16 protein-coding genes are annotated in these 18,803 nt (G+C 43.4%); 8 read left to right on the top strand and 8 right to left on the bottom strand.

Annotation, left to right across the window (positions count from 1 at the left end; translation table 11 throughout):
- The first annotated feature begins 126 nt into the window (after window positions 1-126).
- The 6 genes from HXY43_RS09175 (at window position 127) to HXY43_RS09150 (ending at window position 7,175) form a co-directional block, all read left to right on the top strand.
- Window positions 127-1,500, top strand: coding sequence for a DUF2330 domain-containing protein (locus HXY43_RS09175; RefSeq protein WP_290882499.1), 1,374 nt, complete (start codon window positions 127-129; stop codon window positions 1,498-1,500).
- A gap of 140 nt (window positions 1,501-1,640) precedes the next feature.
- Window positions 1,641-2,276, top strand: coding sequence for a hypothetical protein (locus HXY43_RS09170; protein WP_026735470.1), 636 nt, complete (start codon window positions 1,641-1,643; stop codon window positions 2,274-2,276).
- A gap of 145 nt (window positions 2,277-2,421) precedes the next feature.
- Complete coding sequence (locus HXY43_RS09165; protein WP_290882495.1) at window positions 2,422-3,249, top strand: SGNH/GDSL hydrolase family protein; 828 nt, start codon at window positions 2,422-2,424, stop codon at window positions 3,247-3,249.
- Window positions 3,250-3,421: 172 nt separating this feature from the next.
- Window positions 3,422-4,633 carry a 4-hydroxy-3-methylbut-2-enyl diphosphate reductase gene (locus HXY43_RS09160; protein ID WP_290882492.1) on the top strand — a complete coding sequence of 404 codons (1,212 nt, stop codon included), beginning with the start codon at window positions 3,422-3,424 and terminating at the stop codon, window positions 4,631-4,633.
- Between the two features lie 376 nt (window positions 4,634-5,009).
- Window positions 5,010-6,818, top strand: coding sequence for a S8 family peptidase (locus HXY43_RS09155; protein WP_290882490.1), 1,809 nt, complete (start codon window positions 5,010-5,012; stop codon window positions 6,816-6,818).
- Window positions 6,819-6,890: 72 nt separating this feature from the next.
- A complete protein-coding gene (locus HXY43_RS09150) occupies window positions 6,891-7,175 on the top strand; it encodes a hypothetical protein (protein WP_290882488.1) in 285 nt (94 codons plus the stop codon).
- Between the two features lie 244 nt (window positions 7,176-7,419).
- On the opposite strand, the gene HXY43_RS09145 is transcribed toward HXY43_RS09150, so the two are convergent.
- Window positions 7,420-8,985: a hydantoinase B/oxoprolinase family protein gene (locus tag HXY43_RS09145; protein WP_290882486.1), complete on the bottom strand. Its 1,566-nt coding sequence runs from the start codon at window positions 8,983-8,985 to the stop codon at window positions 7,420-7,422.
- 279 nt (window positions 8,986-9,264) lie between these two features.
- On the opposite strand from HXY43_RS09145, the gene HXY43_RS09140 reads away from it, so the two are divergent.
- The gene (locus HXY43_RS09140; protein ID WP_290882483.1) at window positions 9,265-9,498 is read left to right on the top strand and encodes a hypothetical protein; all 234 of its coding nucleotides are present in this window, start codon (window positions 9,265-9,267) and stop codon (window positions 9,496-9,498) included.
- Between the two features lie 226 nt (window positions 9,499-9,724).
- Here HXY43_RS09140 and HXY43_RS09135 read toward each other — a convergent pair whose 3' ends face one another.
- Both HXY43_RS09135 and HXY43_RS09130 read right to left on the bottom strand, forming a co-directional pair.
- Entirely contained in the window at window positions 9,725-10,270 is a 546-nt protein-coding gene (locus HXY43_RS09135; protein WP_290882481.1) for a dual specificity protein phosphatase family protein, read from the bottom strand.
- Between the two features lie 51 nt (window positions 10,271-10,321).
- On the bottom strand, window positions 10,322-12,418 hold the full coding sequence (locus HXY43_RS09130; RefSeq protein WP_290882479.1) for a hydantoinase/oxoprolinase family protein: 2,097 nt from the start codon (window positions 12,416-12,418) through the stop codon (window positions 10,322-10,324).
- Between the two features lie 433 nt (window positions 12,419-12,851).
- Between HXY43_RS09130 and HXY43_RS09125 the strand changes: the two genes are divergently transcribed.
- The gene (locus HXY43_RS09125) at window positions 12,852-13,052 is read left to right on the top strand and encodes a hypothetical protein (protein WP_290882477.1); all 201 of its coding nucleotides are present in this window, start codon (window positions 12,852-12,854) and stop codon (window positions 13,050-13,052) included.
- Window positions 13,053-13,260: 208 nt separating this feature from the next.
- Here HXY43_RS09125 and HXY43_RS09120 read toward each other — a convergent pair whose 3' ends face one another.
- From HXY43_RS09120 to HXY43_RS09100, 5 genes are all read right to left on the bottom strand, one after another.
- Window positions 13,261-14,445: an acyl-CoA dehydrogenase family protein gene (locus HXY43_RS09120; protein WP_290882475.1), complete on the bottom strand. Its 1,185-nt coding sequence runs from the start codon at window positions 14,443-14,445 to the stop codon at window positions 13,261-13,263.
- Window positions 14,446-14,715: 270 nt separating this feature from the next.
- On the bottom strand, window positions 14,716-14,937 hold the full coding sequence (locus tag HXY43_RS09115; RefSeq protein WP_290882473.1) for an NAD(P)-binding domain-containing protein: 222 nt from the start codon (window positions 14,935-14,937) through the stop codon (window positions 14,716-14,718).
- A gap of 228 nt (window positions 14,938-15,165) precedes the next feature.
- The gene (locus HXY43_RS09110; protein WP_290882471.1) at window positions 15,166-17,790 is read right to left on the bottom strand and encodes a DUF3769 domain-containing protein; all 2,625 of its coding nucleotides are present in this window, start codon (window positions 17,788-17,790) and stop codon (window positions 15,166-15,168) included.
- Between the two features lie 160 nt (window positions 17,791-17,950).
- Window positions 17,951-18,067 carry a photosystem II reaction center protein I gene (locus HXY43_RS09105; protein WP_026735455.1) on the bottom strand — a complete coding sequence of 39 codons (117 nt, stop codon included), beginning with the start codon at window positions 18,065-18,067 and terminating at the stop codon, window positions 17,951-17,953.
- Between the two features lie 130 nt (window positions 18,068-18,197).
- Complete coding sequence (locus HXY43_RS09100; protein WP_290882468.1) at window positions 18,198-18,323, bottom strand: hypothetical protein; 126 nt, start codon at window positions 18,321-18,323, stop codon at window positions 18,198-18,200.
- Window positions 18,324-18,803 lie beyond the last annotated feature (480 nt).

The following is an 18,803-nucleotide window of genomic DNA, read 5'->3' as shown; positions in this document are numbered from 1 at the left end:
TAACCACTAACCACTAACCACTAACCACTAACTACTAACCACTAACCACTAACCACTAACTACTAACCACTAACCACTAACTACTAACCACTAACCACTAACCACTAACTACTAACAACTTGAATTATGAAACCTTTAAGATTCCTATTTTCATTACTGCTGATATTTGTAGTTGTTTTTTGCTTTGCACCTACAGCTTGGGCATTTTGCGGTTTTTATGTTGCCAAAGCTGATACAAAACTGTATAACAAGGCGTCTCAGGTGGCGATCGCGCATAGTGGCGATCGCACTGTTCTGACAATGGCGAATGACTACCAAGGGGATGTGAAAGATTTTGCGATCGTTGTACCTGTACCCACAGTCCTGCAAAAAGAGCAAGTTCGCGTTGGCAACCCCAAGATTTTGGAGCGATTGGATGCTTTTAGCGCCCCGCGATTGGTAGAATATTTCGACCCCGATCCTTGCACCCCGGTGTACGAAAATGCCTTACCGCAATCTGCACCTGCACCAGCAGCCCAAAGAAGTGATGCAGGAGCAAAAAGAGGCGGTGATAGTTTGGGTGTGACTGTCGAAGCGCGTTTCAACGTTGGCGAATACGATATTGTGATTTTGAGTGCCAAAGAATCTGGTGGACTAGAAACTTGGCTGATTCGCAACGGCTACAAAATTCCCAAAGGGGCAAAACAGTTACTTAAGCCGTACATCCGTCAAAAGATGAAATTTTTTGTTGCCAAAGTCAACCTGGACAAGTTTGAGGAAACTGGCTATCAGTACCTGCGTCCATTGCAAATTTCTTACCAATCGCCCAAATTCATGCTACCGATTCGTTTGGGTATGATTAATGCCACAACAGAGCAAGATCTGGTTGTCTACATCCTCTCGCCCAAAGGACAAGCAGAACTCACCAACTACCGCACGGTGAAAATTCCTTCCAACGCCAACATTCCCCTGTTTGTCAAAAATGAATTTGGCGAATTCTACAAATCTATGTTCCAAACGTCATACACTCGCGAAGACCGCAAGGTTGCATTTCTAGAATATGCTTGGGATATGGGTAGTTGCGATCCATGTTCTGCCGATCCCCTCAGCCGTGAAGAACTCAAGCAAGCAGGGGTATTTTGGTTCAATGATTTCCCTCCAGATATTAACCAGTCTGCGCCTTTTCGTAACTCTATTGTTCCGAACGACGTTTTTATCACCCGCCTGCACGTCCGCTACAGCCGCGATAAATTCCCTGAAGACTTGATATTCCAAGAAACCTCCAATCGCGAAAATTTCCAGGGGCGTTACATCTTACAACATCCTTTCACAGGCGAAGCAAAGTGTCAGGCAGGCAGACAATACAAGCAGTCTTTACCCAAACGGTTTGAACAAGAAGCGCAAACTCTAGCTAGACTAACCAATTGGAATATTCAGGATATTCGCAAAAAAATGAACCTAGAGAGTCAGCTAAGAACTTCTTGGTGGCAAGTTATTCTTTCGTGGTTAGGTTGGAACTAAAATTTCACCCCACCCAGATTTTTAATTAAAAATCCGGGTGATACTCAGGATATTTTAAGCTTTCTATTTTATTCTGTAGTTTCACAGAGAGCACATCTACGCAATACTGAAAAAAGCTTGCTCTCTTAGCTAAAACTGTTATGCATAAATTGGAGGAAAACTTACGCCGCTTAGTTGATGAAGCCTGTAGACATCCAGCCGGAAGTCCACAGCGTCAGAAGCGGCTTACGCAAGTGATTCGCTTAACTACAGGCAAACTCTGGAGAGAAAGTACTCCTTACTATCAAGATGCGCTGCAACAAACGTGGTTGTATTTCTGCTCTAATGTTTGTAAAGCCTACGATCCCACACGTGGTTCTGTCATTACCTGGTTGAATACTTATCTGAGATGGAGACTGCAAGACTTTTACCGCCAAAAATTAGACGAAAATATCAAAACAGCCCTTCCCAGTATCAGTCAGTCTGCTTCAGGCGATCGCATTGAAACTTTTTATCCAGAGGAAAGCCTAGTTGCTCCCCCTGATGTACCTCCGATTTTAGAAACTGTCAGGTTATGGGCAGAACAAGACACCGATGGAGAACTGCGCCGCACTTACATTCAAGGACATCCACATGTAAATTGTCAGGTGTTAATTTTGAAACGCTTGCCGCCAGAAATAAGTTGGAAAGATTTGTCAGCAGAATATAAACTGCCAGTCTCTACTCTCAGCAGTTTTTATCAACGCCAATGTTTGCCTCGTCTACGTAAATTTGCTGAAAAAGAAGGATATCTTTAATCTTTTCCAAAAGAACGGACATAGGCGTAGTAAACAAAACTACATTTGTGTTGAATGCGATCGCCAATTTAAAGAGGGATAATAGGATTTACGAGCCCTAACAGTATAAAATCTGGTACAAAGATTTTGGAAAACTTAGCAGCTCGTGGCTACTCCTGCAAAAACTTTTCCTACCTGGGCGATTTTATCGCTAGTAACTAACGGCTTACTATTGTTGGCGGTCATCCTGCTACTTTTGCGACAGCAGGGAGTAGCCGCTTTTTTAAGAACTATATCGCCAATTCAAGTCAAGGCGGACACTCCATCCCAACCCCCACCAGAGTTAGGCCTCCGGCACAAACTCAATTATCAGCAATGGGTAGACATTCTCAAACAAGAAGCCAAAGTCGCTGTGCAGAAACGCCCCCCACGTTTAACTATATTGGCTGGAGATTCTTTGAGTTTGTGGTTTCCCCCCGAGTTTTTACCCGAAAACAGGAATTGGTTAAACCAAGGAATTTCTGGAGAAAACAGTGCTGGACTATTGAAAAGATTAGAGCTATTTGACCGCACTCAACCCGAAACAATTTTTGTGATGATCGGCATTAACGATTTGATCCAGGGTAGTAGCAATGAGATAATTTTAAACAATCAACGGCAAATAATGCGTTACCTACGTAAGGTGCATCCCAAGACACAAATAGTTATCCAGTCGATTTTGCCACATGGAGGAGAACAAGTAACTTGGGAAGGGCGAGAAAAACTATTGGCAATTCCCAATAGGCGCATTCGCAAGTTGAATCAGCGATTGCAAGACATAGCAATAACAGAAGGCGTCAAATATTTAGACTTACATCCTCTGTTTGTTAACAATCAAGGTAACTTACGCTCTCAACTGAGTACTGACGGCTTACACTTGAGTCCTCAAGGCTATTTGGTCTGGAGTTCTGCCTTGCAATTGTACAGTCAGATGGAATTAGAAGCTAAGCGTTAGGAGAAGAAGATGGGGTGATGAGGTGAAAGAAGAAAGGGAGAGAGGGTGATGGGGAGAAATGAACAATTCAATTATCTTCCACTCCCCCATTCCCCCACTCCCCCACTCCTCCCCCCAATTAATGACCTAACGCGAGAAAATGTGAGATAGTGATTTTTAGTTGAAAAAACCAATGGATACCAAAGCTTTTAAACGTTCACTCCAGCACTCAGAAAACTACCATCGCAAGGGGTTTGGTCATCAAGAAGAAGTCGCTACCCAGTTGCAGTCTGAGTATCAAAGCCAATTGATTCAGCAAATACGGAATAACAATTACACCCTCACACGTGGAGATGTGACAATCAAGCTAGCGCAAGCTTTTGGTTTTTGTTGGGGTGTAGAACGTGCTGTGGCGATGGCATATGAAACTCGTACGCATTTTCCTCAAGAACGCATCTGGATTACTAATGAAATTATTCACAATCCTTCTGTTAACCAGCGGATGCTGGAAATGAAAGTAGGATTCATCCCAGTTGTAGCAGGTAAAAAAGATTTTTCTGTGGTTGAGTCTGGTGATGTAGTGGTACTACCTGCTTTTGGTGCTAGTGTTCAAGAAATGCAGACACTGAACGAAAAAGGCTGCAAAATTGTCGATACTACTTGCCCTTGGGTATCAAAAGTTTGGAATACAGTTGAAAAACATAAAAAGCGTGAATACACATCAATTATTCACGGCAAGTATAAGCACGAAGAAACAATTGCGACCAGTTCTTTTGCTGGTAAATATCTCATTGTTCTGAATTTAAAAGAAGCAGAATACGTTGCTAATTACATTTTGAATGGTGGAAATCGAGAAGAATTTCTCAGCAAATTTAGTAAAGCTTGCTCAGCAGGTTTTGACCCCGATCGAGATTTAGAAATGATTGGTATTGCCAACCAAACCACTATGCTCAAAAGCGAAACTGAGCAGATTGGTAAGTTGTTTGAGCGCACCATGATGCAAAAGTATGGGCCAGAAAATTTAAATGACCATTTTCAAAGCTTCAACACCATCTGCGACGCCACCCAAGAACGACAGGACGCTATGTTAGGATTAGTCGAACAGCAGCTAGATTTGATGATCGTAATTGGTGGCTTTAATTCATCAAATACTACACAATTACAACAAATTGCTGTTGAGCGTGGGATTGCTTCTTATCATATTGATAGCGTTGATAGAATTCTGTCTGGGAATCGTATTGAACATCGCTTGTTGAAGAGTGGCGACTTAGAAATTATAGAAAATTGGTTGCCAGACGGGAAAATAGTCGTCGGAGTAACTTCTGGTGCTTCTACACCGGATAAGGTGGTAGAAGATGTGATTGAGAAAATTTTTGAATTAAAAGCAACAGCTGTGATTGTCTGATTTATGCCTGATGTGAATTAAAGCTACGACAAAAACCAGGTTTTAGAAATCGACCACAGATGTAGACGCCCACAAGGGGCGTCTACGGTTCCCAAAAAACAACTGGACTATTGCCAACAAACATCCTGCTTTGCCTCGTTATACCAAGTTGTGTTCAGATATAGCAATTCGTGCCCTCTCCCCCTCCCCTGTTCCAAATTGGGAGAGGAGTGCCAACAGGCGGGGTGAGGGAAGTACTATCTTTGACTGCAACCTAGTATTAATTCACTTTAGAGGATATTCTGAGGCTTGATTTGATTTTTTTCTGAAATACATTGGAGAGAGTCTGTAAATCTAATTACAGACTCAAACTAACGTTTTCAGCAATCAGTCTTCCATGCAACTGCAATTTGAATCGACAGATATCTTTGCTGATATCGACCCTCGGCTACAAAGACTACTTGAACGCAAAAGCCGGGGAATATCAATTGCTGCAACCACTTCAACGGAAGAAGAAGAAGTTGCAGTTATTGCTAAGGTAAATAACCTTGAAGAATGGCTTTCTATGAATGAAGTTTACCCAGGTGCAGATCTGGGTAGTACACCTACCGGTGAGCGAATTGTTACAGCTAGAGTGCCAGTTTCCCGATTAGAACAAATAAAGCAGTCTAGCTGTGTTGTCAGTCTCAAGCCAGCACAACCGCTAAAACCAACACTAAACTTTACTACAGAAGAAATTGCTGCTAGAAAAGACCTCTTGCCTGTAAATGCTCTAGGAGAACAGGGACGTGGTGTAGTAGTTGGTATTATTGACTTTGGTTGTGACTTTGCTCACAAGAATTTTCGTAATCATGATGGTTCTACAAGGCTGCTGGCTTTCTGGAACCAAGATGGCAACTCAAGTCATAAAAGCCCTTACGGTTATGGTCAAGAATATAAACAGGGCGAGATTAATCAAGTTCTTCAAGCAAGCGATCCCTACGCTGCCTTGGGATACAAACTAGGAGATAGGGCCCACGGAACTCACGTTATGGATATTGCTGCTGGCAATGGACAAGGCAGTACTATTCCAGGTGTAGCCCCCGCAGCCGATATTGTGTTTGTCCAACTTTCTCAAAATGAAGTTACTCCCCTCATTCTGGATGGTGAAACTGCTGTAGACCGGTGTTTTGGCGATACAGTGGCATTATTAGAAGCAATGGTATATATTTTCGATGTTGCTGGCGATCGCCCTTGTGTTATTAACATTAGCTTGGCACTACATGGCGGCCCTCATGATGGTACAACTCTAGTCGAACAGGGCATTGATGCTTTAGTAACCAAAAAGCCTCATCGAGCTGTAGTCATCGCTGCTGGTAATTGCTACGATACGGGCATTCATGCTTCTGGAGTTGTGCTACAGGATCGTTACTTTGACTTGCAGTGGCAAATCCCCAACCAAAACCCAAGGCAGAAAGAAATTGAAGTGTGGTATGACGGTGGCGATCGCTTTCAATTAGAAATTATTACTCCAGATGGTAACAGCCTTGGTCTGGTTGATGTGGGAGAAAACGGAGAAATTGTAGACAGCGAAGATCGCACAATCATATTCGTTGCCAACCGTCAGTCCGATCCCAACAACAGAGATAATGTCATTTGTGTCTTTATGGAACCTGATTTACCAGGGGGCATTTGGACGCTGCGCCTCCACGGATTTCAAGTCACAAACGGCAAATTTCATGCTTGGATTGAGCGTGAAGATGGGAGTCAGACTTGTTTCGTTCCTCCTCACGACAATACTCACACGCTAAATACGATCGCCTGCGGATGTAAGAGCATCGTTGTTGGTTCCTATGATGCCACCAAAGCCAACAAGCCGCTATCATTTTTCTCCAGTTCCGGCCCAACCCGAGATGGGCGGCAAAAACCAGACTTGATTGCTCCTGGCCACCATATTTGGGCTGCTGCTTCGGGCACAGGTACAGGTATCATACGTAAGTCTGGTACTAGTATGGCCGCTCCTGTAGTTACTGGTGTAATAGCCTTGATACTTGCCGAAGCCCTCGCTTGCAACCTAACACTCACTATTGACCAAATTCGCCACATCTTAGCAGCTAGCACCAAGAAGAACTTTCCTAAACCCAATGAGCCGGAACGCTACGGTTATGGAGCGATTGATGCTAGTGCAGCAGTTTTAGCAGTACAAGGCCTGTGCAATAAATTATGATATTATATTCTCAGGCTAACCATCGTTAAATTTTGTCCGTAATGTTATAATATAAAGTTTACCTTTAGAACCATGACACACAAAGTCTTACGCTTGATTAAATGTTCAGGCGACAAATTCCAAAAAATAGAATCAAACCCAGCAGATTTAGGATGTCGAGAAGAACAGAGTGACAATCCCATTGCTGTCACTGTCAAAGTGGCTAAAGCTGATTATGTACCTGATTTTGTTCATGTTCGCTCCCATATTTCACCCAAGTTGTTTACGGCAACAGTCACGGAAAAAAATTTGCACCGACTAGAAGAAGATCCACAGGTTATTTCTTTAAGCACGCCAAGACGTTTATACGCAGTTTAAATCTACTTTCTTCTGATGAATGTTAATAATTAATAGGGACGGGTTCAATCAGATCTTCCGCCTCTTGACCTTACAGATACTGCATCTAAACCCGCCTGCATAGTGGTTAGTTGTTTGTTCAAGTATCAAATTTTATAGTTCTTTATCTTTAGATTTGGGTAGGATGGGCATAGTGCTCATCCTTGTTTATTTTGGTTTATTTTGGGGCGATCGCCAGCAATTAGCGCCTCTGTTTATCCAAAACTCAGGAAACTTTACCAAATCCTCCTCCCCCAGGAGTTTCTATCACAAAAACATCCCCAGGTTTCATCTCTACTGTTGCTGTACTATCTAAATTCTCTTGGGTTCCATTCTGACGTTGTATCCAGTTGCGTCCAACTTTTCCCGCTTCGCCACCATTTAATCCAAAGGGAGGAATAACCCGATGGCCGGAGAGAATATTAGCTGTCATAGCTTCTAGAAACTTGATGCGGCGGATAACTCCATTACCACCTGAATGTTTTCCTTTACCCCCGCTATCGGGACGAAGACTAAAGCTTTCCACCTGTACAGGAAAGCGAGTTTCTAAAACTTCTGGATCGGTCAGGCGGGAATTAGTCATGTGAGTGTGGACTGCATCAGTGCCATCAAAATTAGCCCCTGCCCCAGAACCACCACAGATGGTTTCATAATATTGATAACGGTCATTACCAAAAGTAAAATTATTCATCGTTCCTTGAGAAGCAGCCATCACACCCAAAGCACCATATAATGCATCAACAATAGTTTGAGAAGTCTCTACATTACCTGCTACCACTGCTGCTGGATAGGTTGGGTTAAGCATACAGCCGACCGGGATGATAATTTCTAGAGGCTTAAGACAGCCAGCATTCAGGGGAATATTATCATCTACCAGAGTGCGAAAGACATATAAAACTGCTGCTTGCGTTACAGCTTTAGGGGCATTAAAGTTACTATTCAGTTGCTCAGATGTCCCAGTAAAATCAATAGTAGCACTGCGATTTTCTCGGTCAATTGTGACTTTAACTTGAATCCGTGCTCCATTATCCATTTCAGAAATAAATGAGCCATCCCTGAGAACATCAATTGCCCGTCTGACTGACTCCTCGGCATTGTCTTGTACAAATTTCATATAAGCTTGGACTGTTTCAAGTCCGTATTGATAAACCATTTTCCGCAGTTCTTGAACTCCCCTTTCATTGGCGGCAATTTGTGCCTTGAAATCAGCTATATTTTGGTCAGGATTACGAGCAGGATAGGTATGATTTAAGAGTATCTCTCGTAGTTGGGCTTCCCGAAAATTTCCTTGTTCAACTAAGAGAAAATTATCAAAGAGAATTCCTTCCTCTTCTACCGTAGTACTGTGGGGAGGCATTGAACCGGGAGTAATTCCACCAATATCAGCTTGGTGTCCGCGAGAAGCAACATAGAAGAGGGGACTGGAGAAGGAAATATTTTCACTACTATCTAAAAATACAGGCGTAATCGCAGTCACATCAGGAAGGTGGGTTCCGCCGTTATAAGGATTATTAGATAGATAAACATTCCCTGATTTTAGGGTGTCGCCTTTATCATTAATTAAACTGCGGACACTTTCACTCATTGAACCTAAATGCACGGGAATATGGGGGGCATTAGCGACTAACAATCCAAAAGAGTCGAAAATAGCACAGGAGAAATCTAGCCTCTCTTTGATATTTACTGATGCTGCCGTGTTTTGAAGAACAATCCCCATTTGTTCGGCGATGAATTGATAGAGGTTTTTGAAGATTTCTAAGCGGACGGGATCGGGTTGAGATGTTATATACATTTTTGATTCCTATTTTGTTTAGGCTGTAAGATGCGTTAGCGCTAGCGTAACGCATCCTACGAGTGTTCAATTGATCTAAAACAGGCTGTCAAATCATAAACTGTAAAATAAATATCTATACCAAAAACACCAAGAATCAAAGTACAGCTTTGCGTAAAATCGTAGCGTTTTTAAACGCAGAGGGACGCGGAGTAAGCGCAGAGTCACGCAGAGTCTTTTTAAAGAAATCCGTTACGAATTAATGAAATGCTGTACTAAGTAATTACTGTCAGGCAAACCATGAAAGATTCGGAACAAAGCGAAAACCGATACAGGGATGAATACACCTCGGAACAAAGAAAAAACTGGTACAGCAATGCAGCAGATGCTTATAACCGGACAAGACCCCGATATCCTAAAGAAATAATTGATCGTGTTGTAGAATTAGCCCAAGTTCCCTCAGATGCAAACATTCTTGAATTGGGTTGCGGCCCTGGAATTGCAACAATGGCGTTTGCAAACTTGGGCTTTTGAGTACTTTGTCGGCGTACATAGCGCTAGAACCACAAAAGCGGGATTCTTTGTTTGCAGATTTGAGGACAGCGCTAGAGAGTAACTGGGGAAGGAGTTTCCAGGTATCATGTCTCTCGACTTTTCACGTTGCCCAAAAAATATAGCTAGTAGGTTGGGTATGGCGATCGCCAACCCACAAATCCTAAAGTTAATGTTGGATTATACTTCGTTCCACCTAACCTACAAGCTAAACTAAAGTTTCTCCAGCACGACGACAATCATCCAGAAGTGCGTTTAGTTCCGCAATCACTTTCCAAGGATTTCGACCTTTAAAGATAGCAGCAATTACCGCTTCATAGGGATTTTTTCCAGTTCGTTTAACTGCTGCGATCGCTGCTTTGTTAGAGAGTCTCCGTCCACTGACTAGCCAAGCGGCTAAGACATGTCCAGTGCGTCCAATCCCGCCAGAACAATGAACCACTACTTTCTCACTTTGCTGATTTGCGACTGCCAAGAACGGTAAAATTTGCTGGATTAGAGTTTCGCGATCGGCAAATTGAAAATCCTCAATCGGTGCCCAACAAACCCGATCCAATCCAAATGTTTGTCGATAGATTCCAAGCAAATTTGAATAACGAGTTAGCTGAGTATGGGGAAGTAAACAGCAAACGCGCTTAATGTTTTGACTCTGCATAAACTCAATCCACTGGTTGACCTTCTGATTACTGTATCCAGGTCTTGCAGAACCAAAAACAATCTGCTCACTTTCCCAAGCCGCAGCAAATTTGTACATACTTTTCTGTCAAAATCTTTGAACCCTTAATTCTAACTCTGTCGTTGCAATTTATAGACGCTGTAAAATTAAATGATTGCGTTCAGTTAACCTTGCTTCCCAATCAGGTTCTACTACAATCGTGCTAATTTTTTCTACGATAATTGCAGGTCCAATAATACTATCTTCTGGTTGTAAATCTTCCCGTCGATAAATAGGAGTGTCATGCCATTTTTCAGTAGTAAACATTCTCACTGTTTCAACAGAAGCAGGGGCTTCATTGATTGGACGGGTACGATTAATTAAAGGTTCTTCAGGAGTATCCATGATCTGAATAACTTCCACTGAAGCTGATTCGACAATTAAGGTTTTTTCTAGTTGAATGAAACCATAGCGAGATTTATGTTCAGCCTCAAATTCTTGTCGCATCACAGCTACTTCTGAGGCAAAATCAATAGTCAAAGTAGAGTTAGTTCCCTCATATTTCAAATTAACTTTTCTGACTATTTCCTCTTCACTACTTGCACCCTCGGAGGTTAGTTCGCTTCTAGCTTGGGTTTCTAGAGACTCCATTAGCCGCACTAGTTGAGGAATTAATGTTTGGGTAAGAGGCAATTCTACTGCCCCAACTCTTGTCGCCCGCACATCAGCTAATCCCATTCCGTAAGCAGAGAGAACTCCAGCATAAGGGTGCAGAAATATCTTTTTCATCCCCAAAGTATCGGCAATTAAACAAGCAACTTGCCCTCCTGCCCCTCCAAAACAACAAAGGACATATTGGGTAACATCATAACCCCGTTGCAGACTAATCTTTTTAATCGCGTTTGCCATATTATCTACAGCAATAGCAATAAATCCGGCGGCTACTTGTTCGGGAGTACGAGTGTTTCCTGTGGCAGTTTCAATATCTTGGGCTAATTGTGTAAATCGCTCTTTGACAATATCTTGATCTAAGGGTAAATTGCCATCCCGTCCAAAGACATGGGGGAAATACTGGGGGTGAATTTTGCCTAACATGACGTTGGCATCTGTGACAGCTAATGGACCACTACGTCGGTAACAAGCAGGGCCAGGATTTGATCCAGCAGATTCAGGCCCGACGCGATAACGAGAACCATCAAAAAACAGAATTGAACCGCCTCCAGCAGCAATGGTATTAATAGCTAATACGGGGACTTGCATGCGTGCGCCAGCAATCTCCGAATCTAATTGTCGTTCATACTCTCCTTTGAAGTGGGCAACATCTGTACTTGTTCCTCCCATGTCAAAGGTAATGACTAACTCAAAACCCGCTCTTTTGCTGGTTTGTACTGCCCCAACAATACCCCCAGCAGGGCCACTCAAAATACTATCTTTCCCTTGAAATTGTTCGGCTGCAACTAAACCTCCATCAGATTTCATAAACATTAATCTGACTCCGGGTAAATGACTGGCTACTTGATTGACATAGTGACGAAGAATGGGAGTTAAATAAGCATCTACGGCTGTTGTATCCCCTCTGCTAACTAATTTCATTAAAGGACTTACTTGATGGGATACGGATATCTGCGTAAATCCAATTTCTTGGGCAAGTTGGGCAACTTGTTGTTCGTGGTAGGGATAACGATAGCTGTGCATAAAAACAATGGCACAACTGCGAATTCCTATGTTGTAAGCTGCTTGTAAGTCAGTTTTGACTTTTTCAATATTTATAGAGGTTAATTCCTGACCGTTAGCATCATAGCGTTCATCTACCTCAATCACTTGTTCATAAAGCATTGTGGGTAAAATGATCTGACGGGCAAAGATATTAGGACGGTTTTGGTAGCCAATTCGCAGGGCATCTTTAAACCCTTTGGTAATCAGAAGTACGACGCGCGAACCTTTCCTTTCTAACAGTGCATTTGTGGCTACTGTTGTCCCCATTTTCACTACTTCGATTGCGTTAGTAGAAATGGGTTCGTTGCTTGAAAGTCCCATGATATCCCGAATACCTTGGATGACTGCATCTTGATACTGTTCGGGATTTTCTGAAAGTAACTTGTAGACTATAATCCATTGTTTCTCAGGAAGGGGAACAATCAAAAAACGTTCAGAATGTTCTGACAGTCTGTCTATGATTGTCTGATTATTAGTAACAGCGACAATATCTGTGAATGTACCACCGCGATCGGCAAAGACTTTTAACATTACTCTATTTCTTAAATAGTCTAGAAGTAGGATAGCAAGAGGATTTACATTGTTTCTACTTCGGATGCGGAATATTTTGACGACGAGTGTGGATTAATACATCAGTTTTAAAACTATTTTTGAGGATAAATCAAGGAATTTAAGCTTTTGGAATAGTATAACGCTTCAAAATAGCCACGATTTCTAATCTCGTGGCTGTTGTAGCCCAACACTTCGGTTCAGCAGATGAACGGCACTCCTGGTGATGAGTTCGGGTTTGTCTGCTGTCGCTGAACTTAGTCGTTAGGCTGCTTAGGCTATCTTTTTAGGAGCAATGGATTTTAAATTGTTTATTTCCATTTTTGTTGTTGTACATTCAATTTTACAGCTACTATTTCTACTGACGGATTGATGCGATCGCCATTTCTATACCATTGGATAATGGTACGTTAAGTTGTCACTAACGCACCCTTGTATCTTAGAAGAAGTGCAACGCCAATTTTGTGGTGCAGGCCGGACAGCCTGCATCGGACGGGCGAGACGCCCATCACACAAGAAAATCATATTGCATCAAATTAGCCTTGGAAGCATCCGTGAACCAGACAAAAAAGACTTATATCAATTTAATAGTGGTAATGATGGACGAGTTTTCTGAGTTGTCTTATTTTTTGGTGTTGCACTAAATAGGGATGAAAATTGAACCACTAAGTCACCAAGACACCAAGAATTGAATTTTGTATTTGTAATAGACAATAAATTCATCCCGTAAATATGCAACACCTATTTTTTCTGACTTTTACTCTTTATGACTACACCATGTTTTGGCAAGAGCCGCACCCTTTTGCCTTTTAGATTTTGACTTTTTAAGAGTACTGAGTTACGATTGGAACCTCGCGATTTAGCACCCAGTTGCCGACATCCCGGAGTTTGTAGTCTACTGGATCGTGGAGGGTAAATGTCCGTAGATCGCGCCAGTAGCGATCGCAGCCATAACTGGTAGCTGTAGAACGAGCGCCCATAACCTCAAAAATTCGGGTGGTAATATTCAAACCAACTTTTGTAGCAAAGGCTTTGGCTGCGGAAACAGCGATCGCCACTTCTCCCCTTTCTTCATGAGTCAGTGCATTTCCTTTATCCCATGCTGTCTGTACCTGTTGCGCCGCCTGACTTGCCAGCCCAATTGCTGCCTTCAGTTCAGTCCACAGTTCACCATAGTGGTGCAGAATGTAGGGGTCTTTTGATGCCCGATCTACTCCTGAAGTAATCCAGGGTCGAGTCATCGTGGTAGTGTATGCTTTTGCCGCTTCAAAGGCTCCCTCAGCAATTCCCAGGTAAACATAAGTTTTAGCCAGTTGATTGACAACGAACAGAAAGGTTGAAAATGCACCTTCGGGCGAAGGCGGAGGGCCAAGAATTTCATCGGGGTTCACGAAGACATTGTGAAATGTGAAACTACCGCTGGCTGTGCGTCGCTGTCCCATATTTTTCCAGTCGTCGTTGTAGACTACCCCTTCTCGATCCTTGGGAATGACGAAGATGATCGGAAAATCAACTCCCTCTTGCACAGCAGAGAATACTCGCAAATCTGCCACAATCGTGCCTGTTCCAAAGGTTTTGATGCCGTTCACCCGGTAGTGATTGTCTTCTGGTTCAATCTTGAGGCGAGTGTCTCGTGCATTAACGGCGTTTCCCCAAAACAGGTGATTTTGAGCAGTGGCTCGATAATAGCATTCGGCTTGAGCGGGTGTACCTGCAACTTGACCTAGCACAGACAGAATGATCTGGTTGGCGTAGAGTTGTCCAGTCGAACCATCTGCTTTGGCAAGTTCCTGAACGATCTTGAATGCTTCTATCCAAGTTGCCCCAACACCACCATACTCTCGTGGAACTACAAGAGGCAATAAACCCGCTTCCCGGAGTCGCTGAATTTCTTCATAGGGGATACCAGCTTGCAAATCTCGCTCAACTGCGCTAGCTGCCAACTCTTTGGAAACGGTAGTAGCGATCGCTATATAATCTTTTTGTTCATTGCGTTCTAGTAATTGCATAATAGTTTTCCTTTGAAAATAGAAGGGTAAAGGGAAGCCAGTCGCGTGAGTTCTTCCCAACTCGGCTTTTTAGCGATTCCAAAGCCTCCACAAACTGGCGTTGAGGGGAAAGGGAAAGACTTATTTTCAGCCTGCGTGGCGAACAAAAGTTCATCGCGCCTGTCTTGAGAGTTTGATTTCCAGACAGCGTTGTCAAAGAAATTTTTAGAGGCTACGTAGCTACATTACTTATCGCCCTTTGCTATACCTTTTACGCAAGAAGTCTATTGATTATTTCCCTGAGCGCTCTGATACAATCATTGGCGCAAAGCGATCGCACTTTCCTGGTATCCAGGGTTCTGAAGTAATTCGCTCGCGCTCCAATTTCTGCACAATTCTGGCTGAACGTGCCGGATCTCGCGAACCAAGAATCACACGCTGTCCCGCATCTGCAAACATCACTGCTAAACGAATTCCCATTCTGCCTGTACCAAGAATGCCAATTGCGTTCATCGTTTTCTCCTTCTTATCTATCTACTAGTTGGTAGGTTAGAGTGTAAAAAAAATTTGGGTAACTGAGCGTAAATAAAAATAACTATCAGGGTTGTTGATAGTTAGTTGTTGGTTGTTAGTTGTTAGTTTTTAACCACTAACCACTAACCACTAACTACTAACTACTAACTACTAACTACTAACCACTAACTACTAACCACTAACTCTTGACTCTTGACTTTTGACTTCTTAATTACCCTGCTCAACACCACCAACAACAGGTTTAACTTCGGCAGGATCGGAAAATGGATCGGTGCCGCCAGTCCAGTTAAAGTCACTAATTCGGAAGCTAATACCACCCAATTCTAAAACCGGATTGTAACGCAAGGTGATTCCATAAGTGCGACGGCTGTATTCTAAGATATAGTCAGTGCTAGTATTTTCCCCAGTATCCAAGTTAACTGAAGTTTGAAAACCCAGGCTAAATGGCCCATAAATCTGCTGTGTCAACCCAGCGCTTAAAACTCTGTTATCCACGGCACGGTCGAACAAAAAGGGAGATTCCCCAGTGTTAATGCCTTGGGAGTAACTGATGTTAAAAGCGGTATAGTCCAAAAAGGATCGGGAAAAGTGACCAAGTTGCCCTTGCAAACCAACAGTACCAATTAAGGTAGTTTGATCGTCGCCATTGCTGTAATAACTGGTAGTGCCAGTCACTCCACCAAATGCACTTAGGTAGGGAACTACTGGGTTGGGTGTGTATCGCAACCCTTCAGTAGCGGTGGGTGGTAATGGTTTGCCCCGCCATAGCGTAACCCCTCCATTGATAGCAGCACTGGCTTGGAGGCGACCGAGAGAGACGCGATCGTTATCCCGGATAGTTTCTAGCAAGTCTTGACGATCGGTATTGGCTGTGATGTATTGTGCGCCCCCCTGATAGCTGAGGTTTAACCCAGTGTTACCTAGAGGAATGATCGGAGAGGTGAGCACACCACCAAAGCTACTCTGGACAGTTTGGAACCCAAGGCTACCATTGTAAAGGCGATCGCGATAGCTATATTCCACTGTCAAAGTGTGGGGTGCGGTGACATCGCCTAATAGTTGACGCCACCGCAAACTCGCCCGCAGGTTGTCTTCGATGTCAGTCAAGTCAAAACTAGTTAACACCCCTGAACCCTCGACAACTGACCGTGGACTCAAAACGGCATCTAGTTTTGTCCTCAAACCAAACAGTGAGGGAATATTACTAAAACCTTCTTGTACTGTCTTTTGAGCGTAAAACTGAGGTGCGATACTCCAGCTGAAATTGTCTGTAGTGATGGGTTGGAAGTTGCGCTCCACAAAAAAACCACCCCGCTGATCGCCATCAAAACCAAAAGAAACCAAGCCAGGGGTAGCTTCGCGCTCTCTGCGGTCAATCACCTGCTCATCTCTGGGTATGGGTACACTCAAACCTTGATCGAATACTAAACGCTGTCCCTGCGTCCTCACGCGGTCTTGCTGGGGAGCTTCTCGCGTTAGTGTGACTTTATTTGCCCGTAACACCAGTTCTGGAGGCGAAAAGGGGTCATTGGTGATACTTACATCTGTTGCTTGCAAGCCACGCGGGTAAAAATCAATGCGTGCAGCTTCAAAGCGCAGCCGTCGCACTTGACCTCCCTGTTGTGGGCTGGGTAAATTTCTAGCACCGGTTCTGCCACCAACACCGACATTAATTCCTCCCGGACTACCCACCCCAGTCAGTGGTTGAGCGCTTCTGATTCTGTCGCTGGGCGGACGTGCTGGTACTCCACCCGCTGTTACATCAGTGGGTAAAAAAGAAAAATCCTGTCCGGCTGTGGGTAGAAAAATCTCGCCGCGACCAGCCAGCATTTCTCCAGTATCCTGAATAAAGTTATAGGTAAATCGCTGCCCGCGTAATACTTGGTCGCCTCTTGTGAGGGCAACATTTCCTTCTCCTACGGCGATCAAGTTATCCAAATTGACTTGGACGCGATCGGCATCCACTACCGCCCCATCAAAGCGCACGACTACATTTCCTTCTGCTGTTACCACCCGTCGGTTTTGGTCGTACTCTTGGCTATCTGCTATTACTTCAATTACTCTTCTGGTTTCTGGAGGTGCAGCAGGCGAGTTTGGCGCGGGTGGTGGTTGCTGTTGAGTGGGCGATTGGCTGGTGGTGCTGCGAGTTTTAAATTCTATAGTTGAGGGCTGTGGCGATGCATTTGCTTGCTTGTTACCGTCAAATTGGATTTTGATCGGTTGAGGGGTTGGCTGAAAAGTCTGTTGATTTTCACTTTGTTGTCCCTGGATTAATTGCTCAGTCAACAATTGTGAATTTTTCTGGGATACATTCTTGCTGTTGTGAAGTGGTTGGGTGAGTTGCTCTTTTACCGGCAAAGCCTCAGTTTTTGCCGTTTGAATACTGTTTTCGTTCCTAACACCAGAAGCTTGTAGCTGTTGCAGTGGATAACCAACAGACAGCGGCTCACCTAGTAGAGTCGCACTATTTTCAATCATCCTATGAGGCGAAAATTCTGCTGGAAATGTTTCTGGTGTAGTGGGTGTAGATAATGTAGATAAGGTTTTGGCGACAGATAACTCATCCTTGGTTGGCTGGGCAGATTGCTCTAAAGGTTTGTCTGTACTACTAGAAGTTGCTGGCTTTTGCTCCTGTGGATTTTCTGTATTTGCTTGTGTTTTGCTGTCAGTTCCTGCACATGACGAGCAGGATGTCTGTTCCCCAACAGAATCCAACTGGCGATCGCTCTGAGAATGCAATTGGCGATCGCCTACAGCTGTAACGAGTAGATTCGCTGCTTGTAGAGGTTCGATTATGGGAGGCGGTTCGGGCGGCAAAACAGGATGAAACATATCAATCTAGCAAACAAACAGCCAAAATTAAGAGCCGGAAGGACTAATTTAACCTTTTGCCTTCCGACTTTCGCCTTCTGTTTAACTAACTTTAAGCAAGCCGCCCTAAGAGCGTCTAGTATTTTCCGCTTTCGGCAGTCGCGGATGAATTGTCGCGATCTTACTCTAAATCCCGACGACCGGGGTTACGAGCAGGATCGTTTGACAAGAATCCAAACACAAACAGAGTAACGAAGAAGGCAACAACAATATAAACAATGATTTTTAAAGTCAGCATTGGGTATCTCCTTTGGATATGAAAAGCTTTCCGCGTCTGCTGTGCAGATTAAGATAGTTCCTTTATCTTACCCAAATCTCATCCCCTTTTTGGAGAACACTGGTGTAAGTGAGCAGAGAAACCCTGCAAATCAACCAACACACTCGCTAGTCTCCACTAGAGTTGTCTGACTTTTAGATGCGCCTTGCTTTGCAGACGTTTTGCCTACAACAGATGTTTCCAGCCTTAAGTTTAGCAGCATGCCTTCATCAGACATAGCTGTCTTGAAAATAGGGATTGGAGATTGGGGGCAACGGGGATCTGGAAAGAGATTTTCATTTCCTCGTTGTGGGCAATTGCCCGTGAGGGGCTAGCTTGAACACGAGCAAATTAAACCCCTATTTCCGCAGAAAATGCAGATTAGAGGCAATAAGGTATGAGGAGTGAGTAAAAAGAGATTTTTATGCTTTTGTTGTGAGATTCTATAGTGGATCTGTTTTATTTAGTTATTTAGTTTCTGTCTAAATATCAAATAATCACTAATCATAAATGACGAACAACACAAATTCTAAGTTAAAGAAAATTAAGTTGATTAGCTCTCATTAACTATTTAAGTTTATTATGTTGATTTTTTCATTACTATTATTTTGCTCATTTGAATTTGATTATTTATAAGCTGAAAATTCTATAATTTGGGAGAACTCCCTGTTGGAGTGCCCTAGCTCACCATTTGAGTGGGAGAGCCTCTGGCTCTAAT

Origin of the sequence: Fischerella sp., assembly GCF_013388695.1 — a bacterium.
In the GTDB taxonomy this organism is placed as follows: Bacteria; Cyanobacteriota; Cyanobacteriia; order Cyanobacteriales; family Nostocaceae; genus PCC9605.
Note: the sequence above shows the minus strand (reverse complement) of the source record. Positions and strands in the feature narration are given on the sequence as shown.